Source organism: Sphingomonas sp. SAFR-052 (assembly GCF_051965015.1).
Taxonomy (GTDB): Bacteria; Pseudomonadota; Alphaproteobacteria; order Sphingomonadales; family Sphingomonadaceae; genus Sphingomonas.
The window spans coordinates 336,672-351,095 of the sequence record NZ_JBQCMO010000002.1 but is presented as its reverse complement, the minus strand read 5'-3'; the positions used below and the strand labels follow the sequence as shown (position 1 = coordinate 351,095).

Sequence of the window (14,424 nt, the reverse complement as noted above, 5' to 3'; positions counted from 1 at the left end):
CCGTATGTTGCAACGCAGCAAGCACGGATCGTATCCGGTCGACGGGCGGGCCGCGCTGCGATCGTCCCGTCCTGCCATGCAATGATACGCGCCGAAGGACCCCAATGGCGGTTTCGCCGGTTATCGGGCGGTATACCGCGACGAAAGGACTATCATGCTCGAACATGTTCCGGGATGGCTCGGCGCCCTGCTGCACAATGTCCGGGCGGGCGCATCGAAGCTGACGATCGTCGATCCGGCGCTGGGCAGCTTCGCCAGCCTCGACCTCGCCAGCCTCGCCTTTGCCGACGGACAGCGCCTGCCCGAACGCTTCACCGCCGATGGCGAAGGGGTCTCGCCCCCGCTCCACTGGCGCGGCGTGCCCGCAGAGGCGACCTCGCTGGCGCTGATCGTCGAGGACCCCGATGCGCCCTCGACCCAGCCCCTGGTCCATGCGATCCTATGGGATATCGCACCGGGCGACGGACAGGTTGCCGAAGGCGCGATCCGCCCCGATGGTGACGGCGATGCCGTCCATGGCGATGTCGGCCGCAACAGCTATCTGCGCGAAGGCTGGCTGCCGCCCGATCCTCCCACCGGGCATGGCGAGCACCGCTACGCCTTCCAGCTCTTCGCGCTGAAGGACGCCCCGCATCTCGATCCCAATCCCGGCCGCGGCGCGGTGGTCGACGCCATGGCCGGCCGCGTTCTGGCGGCAGGCCTGCTCACCGGCGTCTATTCGCGCGGCGAACCGGCGGGTATCGGGCCGGTGGGGGAAGCGGCGCCGGTCTGAAATCCTCCCCGCTCCGCGGGGAGGGGGACCGCCGCGAAGCGGTGGTGGAGGGGGGGCCTCCACAAACGGCCCGCAAGCGGCCACCCCCCTCCACCAGCCTGCGGCTGGTCCCCCTCCCCGTGCCGGGGAGGAATTACATCAGACCGAAAACCGCTCGCGCAATGCCAGCATCGCCAGCGCCGCCTTGGCCGCCTCGCCGCCCTTGTCCTTCTCGTCCTTCTTCGCCCGGGTCAGCGCCTGGGCTTCGTTCTCGACGGTCAGAATGCCGTTGCCGACCGGCACCCCCTCCAGCGACAGGTTCATGATCCCGCGTGCGCTCTCGTTCGACACGACCTCGAAATGATAGGTCTCGCCGCGGATGATGACGCCCAGCGCGACGAATGCATCATAGGTTTCGGCGGCATCGGCGATCGCGATCGCCCCCGGCACCTCCAGCGCGCCGGGGACGGTCACCGTCTCATGGTCATGCCCCGCCGCCTCGATCGCCGCCCGTGCGCCTTCGAGCAGCAGGTCGTTCAGATGATCGTAAAACCGCGCCTCGACGATCAGCACCTTCGCCATATCAATTCTCCGTGATCGGCCGTTCGCCGACGATCTTCAGCCCATATCCGTCGAGGCCGACCAGCGTGTGATGGGTGTTGGTCAACAGCACCATGTCCTCGACGCCTAGTTCGTTCAGGATCATCGCGCCGACGCCATAGTCGCGCAGTTCCTCCATGTCGGGCATCGGCGCCCCGCTGCGCGCATGGATCGCCAGCGTCAGTCCATCGGGACGCGGCCGATTGATGACCACGACGACGCCCGCCCCTTCCTCGCCGATGATCCGCATCGACTTGCGCAGCAATCCGCCACGCTCGCCACCCTCACCGAACAGGTCGGCAAAGGGCGACAGCGCGTGCATCCGTACCAGCGTCGGCTTGCCCGGATCAATCAGCCCCTTGACCAGCGCGACCTGCTCGCTGCCCGTCGCCTTGTTCCAAAAGGTCATGGCGCGCCATTCGCCGCCCCATTCGCTCTCGAACACGGTTTCGGCGCGCTTGGTGACCAGATGGTCGTGGCGGCGGCGATAGGCGATCAGGTCGCGGATCGTGCCGATCTTCAGGCCATGCAGCTGCGAAAAGCCGACCAGGTCGTCCATCCGCGCCATGGTGCCGTCCTCGTTCATGATCTCGCAGATCACGCCCGAGGGATTGAGCCCGGCAAGCCGCGATACGTCGACCGCCGCCTCGGTATGGCCCGCGCGCACCAGCACCCCGCCTTCACGGGCGACCAGCGGGAAGACATGCCCCGGCGTCACGATCTCCGACGCTTCCTTGCTGGCGTCGATCGCCACCGCGATCGTCCGCGCGCGGTCGGCGGCGGAGATGCCGGTCGTCACCCCCTCGCGCGCCTCGATCGAGACGGTAAAGGCGGTTTCGTGCCGGGTACCGTTGTTGCGCGCCATCAGGTCGAGGCCGAGTTGCTCGACCCGCGATTTGGTCATGGCGAGGCAGATCAGGCCGCGCCCGTGCCGCGCCATGAAATTGACCGCATCGGGGGTTGCCATCTGCGCCGGGATGACCAGGTCGCCCTCATTCTCGCGATCCTCGTCATCGACCAGGATGAACATCCGCCCGTTACGGGCCTCGTCGATGATCTCTTCGGGGGACGACAGGAAAGCGTGGCGGAGCTCCGCCAGTTCAGCGTTGGCCACGGACTTGTTCCATTCGCATCAGATAACGGGCGAGCACATCGATCTCGATATTGACCGACTGCCCTTGCGTGAGCGTCCCCAGCGTCGTGACCGCCTGGGTATGCGGGATCAGGTTGACGGTGAAGCGGGTGCCGGTCGCGTCGTCGGCGACGTCGTTGACGGTCAGCGACACGCCGTCGATCGTCACCGACCCCTTGGTCGCGACGAACGGGCTGAGTGCGCGATCGATCGCGAAGGTCACGCGGGTCGAATCCCGGTCGCTCTCGGTCGCCGCGACCGTGCCGACGCCATCGACATGGCCGGTGACGATATGCCCACCCAGTTCGTCGCCCAGCTTCAATGCGCGTTCGAGGTTCAGCGGACGGCCCGCAACCCATTGATCGGCGGTGCGCGACACCGTCTCACCCGACACGTCGACCGCGAACCAGCCCGGACCCTTGTCGACCACGGTCAGGCACACGCCCGAACAGGCGATCGACGCACCCATGTCGATGGTGGCGGTGTCATAGCCGCACCCGATCCGCACGCGCAGGTCGCCCGGCCCGTCGATCGATTCGATGCGCCCCACGTCGCTGACTATTCCGGTAAACACGCTTCGCTCCTCATCGTGGATCGTTCGGCAGCCACCCCGCCATTTCCACAGGCGGGATGCACCGGCCGGTCTATCGCGCGATCCTGACGCGCTCGTAGACCTCCAGCCGGTCGCTGCCAAGCATCCGGGCATCGTGCAGCCGCCACCGCCCATGCGCCGCGGCCAGATCGGTCAGGCCGATATCGGGCAGCGTCCGGCCATGGCCGATCAGGATCGGCGCGCGGTACAGCAGCAACCGGTCGACCGCATCGGCGCGCAGGAACGCCGCCGCCGTCGCCGCGCCGCCCTCGACCAGCACATGGTCGCCGGGCAGGTCGCCCAGCGCTTCGACACCCGGCAGCATCGTGAACCCGTCCATCGCTTCGCAATCGGCCGACAGCACCACCCGCTGCGGACTGCGCCCGGCAAGCCCGGCCAGCCGCACGTCCAGCTTCGGCCGGTCGATCTCCGCCGTGCCCCGCCCGACCAGGATCGCTTCGTGGCGGCTGCGCTCCAGATGGCCGTGCGCCCGTGCCTGCGGCCCGGTGATCCACTGGCTCTGTCCATCGGCACGCGACACCGCCCCGTCGAGCGACATGGCCAGCTTCAGCGTCACGAACGGCCGCCCCAGCGCGCGCCGGGTCAGAAACCCCGCCATCGCCCGCGCCGCATCGTCGGCCCGGATGCCGCTGACGACCTCGATTCCCGCCGCCTGCAACCGGGCAATGCCCCGCCCGTTGGTGCGCGGATCGGGATCGGTCAGCGCGATCATCACCCGCGCCACGCCACTCTCTACGAGCAACTCCGAACAGGCCGGCCCACGCGCCGACACGTGCGCGCACGGCTCCAGCGTGACATAGGCGGTCGCGCCCCGCGCCCGATCGCCGGCCTGCGCCAATGCGACGGCCTCTGCATGCGGCCGCCCGCCTGCCCGCGTCCAGCCGCGCCCGACGACCCGGCCCTCCGCCACGATCACGCATCCGACATTGGGATTGGGCGCGGTGCCCCCACGCGTCCGCGCCGACAGCGTCAGCGCCGCGCCCATCCAGCGCCAATCCTCTTCAGGCCGGCTCAGATGCCCCAGCTTTTCAGCTTGTCGTCGATCTTCTTCCACTCGGCCTGCCGCTTGGCGCGTTCGCGTTCGAACTCGGCCTGCTCGGCCTCCTGCTTGGCCTGGTCGATCTTCTGCTGAGCGATGATCTCGGCATCGGTGCGGTTCGCGGGCCAGCTTTCGACATAGATGATGTTCGGCTTGTACGCCCGTTCGAAATAGGAATCGTGGACGAACGCCCAGCCGATCACCAGCACGACGCAGATCGACGCCAGCAGGAACCACCATTCATGCTTTTCCCGCGCACGCGCAAAATTCGCGAAGTCACGAATGGCATGAACCGGTGAGAATAAATGGCGAATCTTCACAGGCCCAAGATAGGCGTCGGGGCCGACAACCGCCAGCCCCTCGCGCCGTGTCAGAAGAAGGATGACTCAGCTGTCCTGCATCGTGAAGCGCACCGTCATCTCGCGCCAGCTTTCGACCGCCACCCCGTCGCGCGTCGCCGGGCGGAAGCGCCATTTCGACAGCGCGCGCTTCTTCGTCGCCTCAAAGAAGGCGTCGCTGGTCGACCGGACCGGTTCGATCGCGCTGACCCGCCCGTTGCTGTCGACCAGCACCCGGACGACGACCACCCCGTCACGGCCGATATTGCGTTCGAACGCGGGATAGTCGGGCTGGAAATCGCCGCGATAGCGCGGATCGACGCTGGCGGCGACCAGCACCGGCAGCGGCGTCGCGACCGTTACCGGCGTACCCGACCCGACCCCGCTCGGCGTCGTCGGCAGCGGTACCGGCGGCGGGGGAGCAGGCGGGATGACGTCGGTGCTCTCGATCGCCGGCCCCGGCACCGGATAGGGCGCGGGCGGCACGACCGGCAGCGGCGCGGGTGCAGGATCGGTGACGACCCGCTCGACCGGCTTCACCTCGTCGATCGGGGGCGGCGGCGGATCGATCGGGATGGCTTCGGTCTCGAGCGGCTTGTCGACCGGCCCGCGCATGACGGTCGTTGCCGTCATCATCGCCAGCGCCAGCAGGCCGCCATTGATTGCAATCGCAATCCCCAAGCCCACCGGGCTCAGGCCACGTTGTCCCTGATATGCCATGCCACCGTCCCTTCGATTCGTATCTCCTGCCGTCCAGTCGGCTCGTGCGATGAGATACCCTATCGAAGGGCCTGTAAAGCTGACGTGCGCGTCAGGGCCTGACCAACTTGCGTGGAAGCGGCACCGGCCCACGCCCCCACCCGACCACCCAATCAGGATACGCTATGGGTGGTCGGGTGGGGGCGTGGGCCGGTGCCGCCCTGATCCGGCTTCGCCGGATCAGCGTCTAACGTCTCAACCGCTCCACCGCCCGCTCGCGTCCGATCAACGGCAGCAGCGCCGCCATGTCCGGCCCATGGTCCATGCCGGTCAGCGCGCGGCGCAGCGGCAGGAACAGCGCCTTGCCCTTGCGCCCGGTCTCGGCCTTCAGCGCAACCGTCAGCTGCCCCCACGGATCGGCCCAGTCCAGCCCCGCCGCGACCTCCGCCGCCCGCGTCAGGAACGCACGATCCTCCTCCGCCACCGGCAGCGCCGCGACCGGCCCGGTCACCACCCGCCACCAGTCGGCGGCATCCGCCACCCGCTCCAGATTGCCGCGCACCGCTTCCCATGCCGCCGCATCCATCCCCGCGGGCAACGCCTCCGCGACCCGTTCGAACGGCAGCTGGTGGACGATCCGCGCATTCACCTGCGCCAGTTCGCCCTCGTCGAACCGCGCCGGCGCCCGCCCGAACCGGGCGAAATCGAACGCGTCGATCAGCGGTGCCGGATCGACCACCGCCTCGACCGGATCGCTGGTCCCCAGCCGCGCCAGCAGCGCGACGACCGCCTCCGGCTCGATCCCCGCGTCGCGGAAATGCTCGACGCCCAGCGACCCCAGCCGCTTCGACAGCTTGCCCTCGTTCCCGACCAACAGCGCTTCGTGCGCAAAGGCCGGCGGCACCGCCCCCATGGCGGCAAACATCTGCATCTGCGTTGCGGTATTCGACACATGATCTTCACCGCGCACGACATGGGTCACCCCCATATCGGCATCGTCGATGACCGAGGGCAGCAGATACAGCCACGACCCGTCGGCGCGCCGCACCACCGGATCGGACAGCAGCGCTCCGTCGAACCGCTGCGCCCCCCGCACCATATCGTCCCACTCGATCGGTTCGGCCTCCAGCCGGAACCGCCAATGCGGCCGCCGCCCCTCTGCCTCGAACCGAGCCCGATCGGCATCGCTCAGCTTCAGCGCCGCGCGATCATAGACCGGCGGCAATCCCCGCCCGGCCAGGATTTTGCGCCGCAAATCCAGCTCCTCGGGCGTCTCATACGCCGGATAGATGCGCCCGCTCGACACCATCGCGGCGAACACCGCCTCGTACCGATCGAACCGCGCCGACTGGCGTTCCTCGCCATCGGGCACCAGCCCCAGCCACGCCAGATCGCGCCGGATCGCATCGACGAACCGCTCTTCGCTGCGCTGCGCGTCCGTATCGTCGATCCGGAGCAGGAACCTGCCCCCCGCCTTCTTCGCGAACATCCAGTTGTGGAGCGCGGTGCGCAGATTGCCGATGTGCAGAAAGCCGGTCGGGCTGGGAGCGAAGCGGGTGACGGTCATGGCGGAGCCCTCTCGCCCATTTGTCGCATCGGCGCAAACGCGGGCGTCACATGGGTTTCACAATTCGTCCGCGCACTCTATGGCGCACCCATTCTTTCCATCATGGATACGGGCGCACCCATGAAGCTGCTGGCGGGCAATTCCAACCTTCCCCTGTCGACCGCGATCGCGGACTATCTGGAAATCCCGCTGACCAAGGCCAGCGTCCGCCGCTTCGCCGACGAGGAAATCTTCGTCGAGGTGCTGGAGAATGTCCGTGGCGAGGACGTGTTCGTCGTCCAGTCGACCAGCTATCCGGTCAACGACAACCTCATGGAGATGCTCATCATGATCGACGCGCTGAAGCGCGCGTCGGCGCGGCGCATCACCGCCGTCATCCCCTATTTCGGCTATGCGCGCCAGGACCGCAAACCCGGCCCCCGCACGCCGATCTCGGCCAAGCTGGTCGCAAACATCGTGACCGAGGCCGGCGCCGACCGCGTGCTGTCCGTCGATCTCCATGCCGGGCAGATCCAGGGCTTCTTCGATATCCCGACCGACAATCTCTATGCCGCGCCGGTGATGTCGGAGGATATCAAGACCCGGTTTGGCGAACACAATCTGATGGTCGTGTCGCCCGACGTCGGCGGCGTGGTCCGCGCGCGTAGCCTCGCCAAGCGCCTGCACAACGCGCCCCTCGCCATCGTCGACAAGCGGCGCGAGCGCGCCGGCGAATCGGAAGTCATGAACATCATCGGCGATGTCGAGGGTCGCTTCTGCGTCCTGATCGACGATATCGTCGATTCGGCCGGCACGCTGTGCAACGCCGCCGCTGCCTTGAAACAGGCGGGCGCGGTCGGCGTCGTCGCCTATTGCACCCACGGCGTCCTGTCGGGCGGCGCGGTCGCCCGGGTCGAGGCATCGGCGCTGGAAGAACTGGTCATCACCGATTCGATCGGCAACCACGACGTGATCGCGCAGGGGAAGAAGATCCGCCACCTGACCATCGCGCCGCTGCTCGCCGAAGCGATCCGCCGCATCGCCGACGAATCGTCGGTGTCGAGCCTGTTCGACTGAGCCGAGCGGGGCACCTCCCCGTTCCCGTCAGTGCGTGCGGAGGGCACCCTCCATCGCCCGCCGCACCGGTTGCCGCAGCCCGAGCAGGAACGCCGCTTCGGCGACGACGAACAGCGGCCCGACGAACAGACTCGACAGGTCGTCGACGAAGGCTGGTTTGCGGCCTTCGAAATAATGGCCGACGAACTGCAGCGTCCATCCGAGCACGAAGCTGCCCAGCCCGACCGCGAGCCATGCACCGGTCGACCAGGTCGCGATCGCGCTTCCCGCCCACGCGATCAGCGCCAGAAAAATCGCCAGCACCGCGCCGAACATCAGGTCCAGCCGCAGATAACCGACCGCCGCCACCGCCGCGACGATCATCATCGGCGTGACCGCCAACCCCGCGCCCAGCGACATCGCCGGTCGCGACAGCAGCACGGCAATCGCGAACAGGATCAACGGAATGCCGACCATATGCGTCGCGACATTATGTCCGTTGCGATGATATTCGGCATAGGCCGACAACTGCCCGACCAGACGCGACATAGGCTCTCTCCCATCGTCCGCTGCCGCCGGGCGAGTCGTCCGCCCGTACGACAGCGTCGCCGCCGATCCTGTCACGTCCGACCGCCCCCGTCACCTGGCGCAGCAAGCAAAGCGATCCCCAAAATCCTCCCCGTTCACAGGGAGGGGGACCGTCCGCAGGACGGTGGAGGGGGCGTGCCCCAAACGCAACGCCCGCCCTATTTCGCCGCGTCCGCCGCGACCCTCGGCACATCCATCACCTTCAACTGATATCGCCCCGGCGGCAGCAACAGCGCGACATCCTCCCCCGGCCGGATCGCCACCCGGTCCATCGGCACCGAAGCCTGGCTCTCCCCGACCGGCCGCGCCTCGACGATCCGCCAGCCTTTGCTTGGACGCAACGCCCTGGGGATCGACACCACTCGGTCGCCGGCCGCGACCCGCCACGCGGGACGCTCGCGCACGAACTTCACCGTCGGATGATCGACGACCAGATCGAACGTGCCCGCCGGCTGATCCGCCGGCAATTGCGCTAACCGATCCTTCGTACCGCCGCCCCGGCACGTCGTCTGTGACACGGTCAGCGGATCGATCCCGGTCAACGCCTTCAGCCGCGTCGCCATCCATTTCTGACCATCGGGGCGTGGTACTTCGGTCGCGTGCGAATAACCGACATAGACCAACAGCTTCGCTCCCGGATGCGCCGCGCTATAGTCGGCAAGCTGCCTCGCCTGCGCCGTCTCGCGCCGAGTGATGCTCTCGTCCTGCGACAGCTTCGGCGTCGCAGGATCGAATTGCTCCTCATACGCAAGGAGCCGATAGCCGAGCGCCTTCGCCTCCCGACCCAGTCGCCCGAACCCAGCTTCCGACAGATAATAACCGTCCTGATCCTCAAAGAACGGCTGATCCGGACGCTGCAGATAGGGCGGCAGGAACTTGTCGGGCGTTCCGAGTGCTGGGTTCGACAGCGTCTCCATAGCCAAAACGTCATAGCCCAGCGGACGCAACGCGCGGGCGACCTGCGCCGCAAATCCACGATGTTCGGAACGCACATGGCTCTCGTTCACGATCACCACCGACGTCTGGCGAGCGCGCTGCACGATCGTTGCGATCGGATCGCTCGCGCCGGCGATCGGCGGGCACGCCATCGGCTTGTACTCGCTGCTGGTCGCGGCGATCAGGTCCTCGCGCCCGAACAGGCTAAGCGTCTGGCTAGCAAAGTCGTTGGCTAGGGGACGCGCTGGATCGATCTCAGCCAGCGACCGCACCTTGTAATCGTCTTTCGGTATCGGCGTGGCGGCGATCGTGGCCGGCGGAACCAGCGTCACCCGCCCGGCACATCCGGCCGCCAGCAGACAGACGATCAGGGCGAGCGAGCGATGACGGGCAGAGACCATGGCGCAGGCTAGATCGGCCTGCCGTCGTATACCACAGCCATCTGGAACCACGCCGGACCGAACCGGATCAGGCCACCCCGTCCCAAACCAGCTTCACCCCTACCACCACCATCAGCACATAGATCGCTCGATAGAATCGCCGTGCCGGCACCCGTCGCACCAGCCACACCCCGGCAACGGTCGCCACGATCGCCACCGGCAACAGCACCGTCGACGTCGCCAGATTGGCGGGCGTGAACTGCCCGAGCGCCAGATAAGCCGGCACCTTCAGCCAGTTGACCGCCGCAAAGAACAGCGCAGTCGTCCCCACCAGCACATCGCGCGGAAGTTGACGCGGCAGCACCCATAGCTGGAACGGCGGCTGTCCGGCATGGGCGATCTGGCTGGTAAAGCCCGACGCCACGCCGAACAGCGTGCCGACCCAACCGGGCGAGGACCGTGCGATCGGCATCCCACGCCGTTCGGTCCATAGCCGCCACAGCCCGAACGCGATCGAAATCCCCCCGACCAGCGCCAAGACCGCCGAAGGTTGCACGCTGCTGGCAAAGCGATAGCCGAGCACGATGCCGATCCCTGCGCCGGGCAGCATCCACGCGATCACCCGCCAGTCGATCGTCCGCCGGAACGCCCATACGCCGACCACGTCCTGCACGATCAGGATCGGCAACAGGATCGCCGCCGCGCGCACCGGATCGACGGCCAGCGCCAGCATCGGCAGCGACAGCGCGCCCATCCCCGAAAAGCCGCCCTTGGCGAGGCCCAGCATCACCACCGCCGGCACCGCCAGCGCATAGAAGAACGGATCGTCGATCACGGCTTCAGTCGCGCCGCTCGCCCAGCGCCTGCGCGATGCGGAACAGCGCCAGCACCCCGACCGCCAGCACCGCGACCAGCGCCAGCACGGCATAGGTCAGCACCTCTAGCCAGCGCGATACCGCGCGGGTCGCATCGGCCTGACGCGCCGCGGCGATGCTCTGCGGCGTTTCGACCCGCGGCGCGCCGGTGGTAAACGGCGCGGGCGGGGTCGCCGGCACGGGCTCGCCGGTCCGCGGATCGACCCGCTGCACCTGGCCGGTGTCAACTTCGGTGCCGGGACGCGACGTTCCGCCATCGGTCGACATCGTCGCCACCGCGCCGACCATCGCCAGCGTGGCAAAGATCGCCAGCGCCCAGGACAGCACGCGTGCCTGCCAGCCTTCGGGGGTCATGGCCGCGATTTCCCCAAGACCATGGTCGGGGTGGACAGGAGGTTGGCGTTCGCCCGTTGCATCGGTGTTGTAATAGCGGCTCGACCGCGACAATGCGACGCCCTTGACCAAGGTATCTGGTAAAGCATTTGCGACGCATTTTCATTAAGCCAGTTTTGCACTGGATTCGCTCGCCGGCATGTGCTCTAGGCGTGGCAACTTTGCCAACTTACAGACACCCACCCGAGAGGCGGAAGGCGAATCCATGAACATTCACGAATATCAGGCCAAGGAACTGCTCGCGAAGTTCGGCGTGCCGGTGCCCGCCGGCTTCTCGGCGATGAGCGTCGAGGAAGCGGTCGAGGCATCGTCGAAGCTGCCCGGACCGCTCTATGTCGTGAAGGCGCAGATCCATGCCGGTGGCCGCGGCAAGGGCAAGTTCAAGGAACTGGGCCCCGATGCGAAGGGCGGCGTCCGCCTCGCCAAGACCGCGGAGGAAGTCCGCGCGCACGCCACCGACATGCTCGGCAACACGCTGGTCACCATCCAGACCGGTGACGCGGGCAAGCAGGTCAACCGCCTGTACGTGACCGATGGCGTCGACATCGCGAAGGAATTCTACCTCGCGCTGCTCGTCAACCGCGCGACCGGCCGCGTCTCGATGGTCGCCTCGACCGAAGGCGGCATGGACATCGAAACCGTGGCGCACGACACGCCCGAGAAGATCCACTCGATCGACATCGATACCGCGACCGGCTTCATGCCGCATCACGGCCGCGCCGTCGCCGCCGCGCTCGAACTGACCGGCGACCTCGCCAAGCAGGCCGCCAGCGTCGCGTCGAAGCTGTATGACGCGTTCCTCGGCACCGATGCGGAGCAGATCGAGATCAACCCGCTCGCCGTCACCGAAGACAACAAGCTGGTCGTACTCGACGCCAAGGTCGGCTTCGACGGCAACGCCATGTTCCGTCACAAGGACCTGATGGAACTGCGGGACACCACCGAAGAAGACGCGATGGAGCTGGAGGCGTCGAAGTACGACCTGGCGTACATCAAGCTGGACGGCGATATCGGCTGCATGGTCAACGGCGCCGGCCTCGCCATGGCAACGATGGACATCATCAAGCTGAACGGCATGTTCCCGGCCAACTTCCTCGACGTCGGCGGCGGCGCGAACAAGGAGAAGGTGACCGCGGCGTTCAAGATCATTCTCGCCGATCCGGCGGTGAAGGGCATTCTCGTCAACATCTTCGGCGGGATCATGAAGTGCGACATCATCGCGGAGGGCATCGTCGCCGCCGCGAAGGAAGTGAACCTTTCGGTGCCGCTGGTCGTCCGTCTCGAAGGGACGAACGTGCAGGCCGGCAAGGACATCCTCGCCAATTCGGGCTTGGCGATCGTTCCCGCCAACGACCTGGGCGATGCCGCCAAGAAGATCGTCGCGGAAGTGCAGAAGGCCGCCTGATCCATGGTGGCCCGCCGTCCGCCAAACGCCCGACAGGTGGCATGGGCCGCTCTGAAGGGCCTGTCCCACGGCGCGCTGCTGGCGATGGTCATCGTCCGGTTCTTCTGAGCCGGAAATCGATCGCAAAGGGGTCCGGGCGGAAACGTCCGGGCCCTTTTTCGTTGGGGGGACAGGGCGATTCGCGCTAGGGTCGCCGCCTGCCGCTACGGCGTCCCGGCGTTTCCATACCGGACTTGCGAAACACACGCAGAACCGCCAGAGAAACCCGCGATGCCACCGCGCAAAACGTTTTGAGAGGGAGTGCCCATGAAGGTGCTGGTGCCGGTCAAGCGTGTGCTTGACTACAATGTGAAGCCCCGCGTGAAGGCGGACGGGTCGGGCGTCGACCTCGCCAACGTCAAGATGAGCATGAACCCGTTCGACGAGATCGCGGTCGAGGAAGCGATCCGCCTAAAGGAAAAGGGCGTCGCGACCGAGATCGTCGTCGTGTCGATCGGCGAACAGAAGGCGCAGGACACGCTGCGCACTGCGCTGGCGATGGGTGCCGACCGCGCGATCCTCATCACCAGCGAGACCAAGGTTGAGCCGCTGGGCGTCGCCAAGCTGCTGAAGGCGGTTATCGACGAGGAAGCACCGCAACTGGTGATCCTCGGCAAACAGGCGATCGATGACGACAACAACCAGACCGGCCAGATGCTGGGCGCGCTCACCGGCTATCCGCAGGGCACCTTCGCCAGCAAGGTCGAGGTGTCGGGCGAGACGGTCAACGTCACCCGCGAAGTCGATGGCGGACTCGAGACAGTCGCGCTCAACCTGCCGGCGATCGTCACCACCGACCTGCGCCTTAACGAACCGCGCTACGCGTCGCTGCCCAACATCATGAAGGCCAAGTCGAAGCCGCTGGCGGCCAAGACTGCTGCCGATTACGGCGTCGACGTTACCCCGCGCCTGACGACCGTGAAGGTCGAGGAACCGTCGAAGCGGCAGGCGGGCGTGAAAGTCGCCGATGTCGACGAACTGGTCGGCAAATTGAAGACGCTGGGAGTGGTCGCATGAAGACGCTGGTTTGGGTCGAACATGACGGGCAGTCGGTCAAGGACGCGACCTATGCCGCCGTCACCGCTGCCGGAAAGCTGGGCGAGGTCGAGGCGCTGGTCGCAGGGCAGGGCGTCGATGGCGTCGCACAAGCCGCGGCGCAGATTGCGGGCGTCACCAAGGTGCTGGTCGCCGACGATGCGGCCTATGCCCACAACCTCGCCGAAAACGTCGCGCCGCTGGTCGTCGAGTTGATGGGCAGCCATGACGCCTTCGTCGCGGCGGCGACCACGACCGGCAAGAATATCGCGCCGCGCGTTGCCGCGTTGCTCGACGTGATGCAGATCAGCGAGATCCTGTCGGTCGAGGGGCCGGACAGCTTCACCCGCCCGATCTATGCCGGCAACGCGATCGCGACGGTCAAGACCAGCGATCCCAAGCTGGTGCTGACGGTGCGCGGCACTGCGTTCGACAAGGCCGAAGCGACCGGCGGCTCGGCCGCCGTCGAGGCGGTCGCCTCGACCGGCGACAAGGGCGTGTCGAAGTTCGTCGGTGCCGAAATCGCCGCATCGGAACGTCCCGAGCTGACCAGCGCCAAAATCATCGTCTCGGGCGGTCGCGCACTCGGATCGGAAGAGCAGTTCCATGCGCTGATCGATCCGCTCGCCGACAAGCTGAACGCCGCCGTCGGCGCGTCGCGTGCAGCGGTCGATGCCGGCTATGCCCCCAACGATTACCAGGTCGGCCAGACCGGCAAGATCGTCGCACCCGAAGTCTATATCGCGGTCGGCATCTCGGGCGCGATCCAGCATCTGGCGGGGATGAAGGATTCGAAGGTCATCGTTGCGATCAACAAGGACGAGGACGCGCCGATCTTCCAAGTCGCCGATGTCGGGCTGGTGGGCGATCTGTTCACCGTGGTACCGGAGTTGACCACCAAGCTTTGAGGCGTGCAGCAAGGCTGCACGCCGGTGCGCGCGGGGCAAAGCCCCAAGCGCACAAAGCGACGACCGACGACGCGGGATGTACTCCCGCGTC

16 protein-coding genes are annotated in these 14,424 nt (G+C 67.0%); 5 read left to right on the top strand and 11 right to left on the bottom strand.

Features of this window, described 5'->3' with window-relative positions; translation table 11 throughout:
* Nucleotides 1–154: 154 nt before the first annotated feature.
* Nucleotides 155–772 carry a YbhB/YbcL family Raf kinase inhibitor-like protein gene (locus tag ACTHQV_RS04725; protein ID WP_440488616.1) on the top strand — a complete coding sequence of 206 codons (618 nt, stop codon included), beginning with the start codon at nucleotides 155–157 and terminating at the stop codon, nucleotides 770–772.
* 138 nt (nucleotides 773–910) lie between these two features.
* Here ACTHQV_RS04725 and ribH read toward each other — a convergent pair whose 3' ends face one another.
* The 7 genes from ribH to gltX form a co-directional block, all read right to left on the bottom strand.
* Entirely contained in the window at nucleotides 911–1,333 is a 423-nt protein-coding gene (gene ribH, locus ACTHQV_RS04720; protein ID WP_440488615.1) for a 6,7-dimethyl-8-ribityllumazine synthase, read from the bottom strand.
* Between the two features lies 1 nt (nucleotide 1,334).
* Nucleotides 1,335–2,465, bottom strand: a complete 1,131-nt coding sequence (ribB, locus tag ACTHQV_RS04715) for a 3,4-dihydroxy-2-butanone-4-phosphate synthase (protein WP_440488614.1) — start codon at nucleotides 2,463–2,465, stop codon at nucleotides 1,335–1,337.
* The gene (locus ACTHQV_RS04710) at nucleotides 2,452–3,057 is read right to left on the bottom strand and encodes a riboflavin synthase (protein WP_440488613.1); all 606 of its coding nucleotides are present in this window, start codon (nucleotides 3,055–3,057) and stop codon (nucleotides 2,452–2,454) included. Before ACTHQV_RS04710 ends, ribB begins: the two co-directional genes overlap by 14 nt.
* Nucleotides 3,058–3,127: 70 nt before the next feature.
* Nucleotides 3,128–4,081 carry a bifunctional diaminohydroxyphosphoribosylaminopyrimidine deaminase/5-amino-6-(5-phosphoribosylamino)uracil reductase RibD gene (ribD, locus tag ACTHQV_RS04705; RefSeq protein ID WP_440488612.1) on the bottom strand — a complete coding sequence of 318 codons (954 nt, stop codon included), beginning with the start codon at nucleotides 4,079–4,081 and terminating at the stop codon, nucleotides 3,128–3,130.
* 26 nt (nucleotides 4,082–4,107) lie between these two features.
* A complete protein-coding gene (locus ACTHQV_RS04700; RefSeq protein WP_440488611.1) occupies nucleotides 4,108–4,455 on the bottom strand; it encodes a hypothetical protein in 348 nt (115 codons plus the stop codon).
* 66 nt (nucleotides 4,456–4,521) lie between these two features.
* Complete coding sequence (locus ACTHQV_RS04695; protein ID WP_440488610.1) at nucleotides 4,522–5,193, bottom strand: TonB family protein; 672 nt, start codon at nucleotides 5,191–5,193, stop codon at nucleotides 4,522–4,524.
* 226 nt (nucleotides 5,194–5,419) lie between these two features.
* On the bottom strand, nucleotides 5,420–6,739 hold the full coding sequence (gltX, locus tag ACTHQV_RS04690; RefSeq protein ID WP_440488609.1) for a glutamate--tRNA ligase: 1,320 nt from the start codon (nucleotides 6,737–6,739) through the stop codon (nucleotides 5,420–5,422).
* Between the two features lie 120 nt (nucleotides 6,740–6,859).
* Between gltX and ACTHQV_RS04685 the strand changes: the two genes are divergently transcribed.
* A complete protein-coding gene (locus ACTHQV_RS04685) occupies nucleotides 6,860–7,795 on the top strand; it encodes a ribose-phosphate pyrophosphokinase (RefSeq protein ID WP_440488608.1) in 936 nt (311 codons plus the stop codon).
* A gap of 27 nt (nucleotides 7,796–7,822) precedes the next feature.
* On the opposite strand, the gene ACTHQV_RS04680 is transcribed toward ACTHQV_RS04685, so the two are convergent.
* From ACTHQV_RS04680 to ACTHQV_RS04665, 4 genes are all read right to left on the bottom strand, one after another.
* A complete protein-coding gene (locus tag ACTHQV_RS04680) occupies nucleotides 7,823–8,323 on the bottom strand; it encodes an Mpo1 family 2-hydroxy fatty acid dioxygenase (protein WP_440488607.1) in 501 nt (166 codons plus the stop codon).
* Nucleotides 8,324–8,520: 197 nt separating this feature from the next.
* Nucleotides 8,521–9,699, bottom strand: coding sequence for a hypothetical protein (locus ACTHQV_RS04675; RefSeq protein WP_440488606.1), 1,179 nt, complete (start codon nucleotides 9,697–9,699; stop codon nucleotides 8,521–8,523).
* 67 nt (nucleotides 9,700–9,766) lie between these two features.
* Complete coding sequence (locus ACTHQV_RS04670; RefSeq protein WP_440488605.1) at nucleotides 9,767–10,513, bottom strand: sulfite exporter TauE/SafE family protein; 747 nt, start codon at nucleotides 10,511–10,513, stop codon at nucleotides 9,767–9,769.
* A 4-nt stretch (nucleotides 10,514–10,517) separates the two neighbouring features.
* Entirely contained in the window at nucleotides 10,518–10,907 is a 390-nt protein-coding gene (locus ACTHQV_RS04665; RefSeq protein ID WP_440488604.1) for a hypothetical protein, read from the bottom strand.
* A gap of 244 nt (nucleotides 10,908–11,151) precedes the next feature.
* On the opposite strand from ACTHQV_RS04665, the gene sucC reads away from it, so the two are divergent.
* The 3 genes from sucC to ACTHQV_RS04650 all read left to right on the top strand — a co-directional run bounded on the left by sucC (nucleotide 11,152) and on the right by ACTHQV_RS04650 (nucleotide 14,333).
* Nucleotides 11,152–12,351: an ADP-forming succinate--CoA ligase subunit beta gene (sucC, locus tag ACTHQV_RS04660; RefSeq protein WP_440488603.1), complete on the top strand. Its 1,200-nt coding sequence runs from the start codon at nucleotides 11,152–11,154 to the stop codon at nucleotides 12,349–12,351.
* 306 nt (nucleotides 12,352–12,657) lie between these two features.
* A complete protein-coding gene (locus ACTHQV_RS04655; RefSeq protein WP_440488602.1) occupies nucleotides 12,658–13,407 on the top strand; it encodes an electron transfer flavoprotein subunit beta/FixA family protein in 750 nt (249 codons plus the stop codon).
* Nucleotides 13,404–14,333, top strand: a complete 930-nt coding sequence (locus ACTHQV_RS04650) for an electron transfer flavoprotein subunit alpha/FixB family protein (protein WP_440488601.1) — start codon at nucleotides 13,404–13,406, stop codon at nucleotides 14,331–14,333. The genes ACTHQV_RS04655 and ACTHQV_RS04650 overlap by 4 nt, the downstream gene beginning before the upstream one ends.
* Nucleotides 14,334–14,424: the final 91 nt, after the last annotated feature.

Excerpts from the sequence above, each read along its gene's own strand:
- ACTHQV_RS04725 (WP_440488616.1), top strand. The coding sequence starts at position 155 with ATGCTCGAACATGTTCCGGGATGGCTCGGCGCCCTGCTGCACAATGTC.
- ribH (WP_440488615.1), bottom strand. The coding sequence starts at position 1,333 with ATGGCGAAGGTGCTGATCGTCGAGGCGCGGTTTTACGATCATCTGAAC.
- ribD (WP_440488612.1), bottom strand. The coding sequence starts at position 4,081 with ATGGGCGCGGCGCTGACGCTGTCGGCGCGGACGCGTGGGGGCACCGCG.
- ACTHQV_RS04695 (WP_440488610.1), bottom strand. The coding sequence starts at position 5,193 with ATGGCATATCAGGGACAACGTGGCCTGAGCCCGGTGGGCTTGGGGATT.
- gltX (WP_440488609.1), bottom strand. The coding sequence starts at position 6,739 with ATGACCGTCACCCGCTTCGCTCCCAGCCCGACCGGCTTTCTGCACATC.
- ACTHQV_RS04685 (WP_440488608.1), top strand. The coding sequence starts at position 6,860 with ATGAAGCTGCTGGCGGGCAATTCCAACCTTCCCCTGTCGACCGCGATC.
- ACTHQV_RS04680 (WP_440488607.1), bottom strand. The coding sequence starts at position 8,323 with ATGTCGCGTCTGGTCGGGCAGTTGTCGGCCTATGCCGAATATCATCGC.
- ACTHQV_RS04675 (WP_440488606.1), bottom strand. The coding sequence starts at position 9,699 with ATGGTCTCTGCCCGTCATCGCTCGCTCGCCCTGATCGTCTGTCTGCTG.
- ACTHQV_RS04665 (WP_440488604.1), bottom strand. The coding sequence starts at position 10,907 with ATGACCCCCGAAGGCTGGCAGGCACGCGTGCTGTCCTGGGCGCTGGCG.
- sucC (WP_440488603.1), top strand. The coding sequence starts at position 11,152 with ATGAACATTCACGAATATCAGGCCAAGGAACTGCTCGCGAAGTTCGGC.
- ACTHQV_RS04655 (WP_440488602.1), top strand. The coding sequence starts at position 12,658 with ATGAAGGTGCTGGTGCCGGTCAAGCGTGTGCTTGACTACAATGTGAAG.
- ACTHQV_RS04650 (WP_440488601.1), top strand. The coding sequence starts at position 13,404 with ATGAAGACGCTGGTTTGGGTCGAACATGACGGGCAGTCGGTCAAGGAC.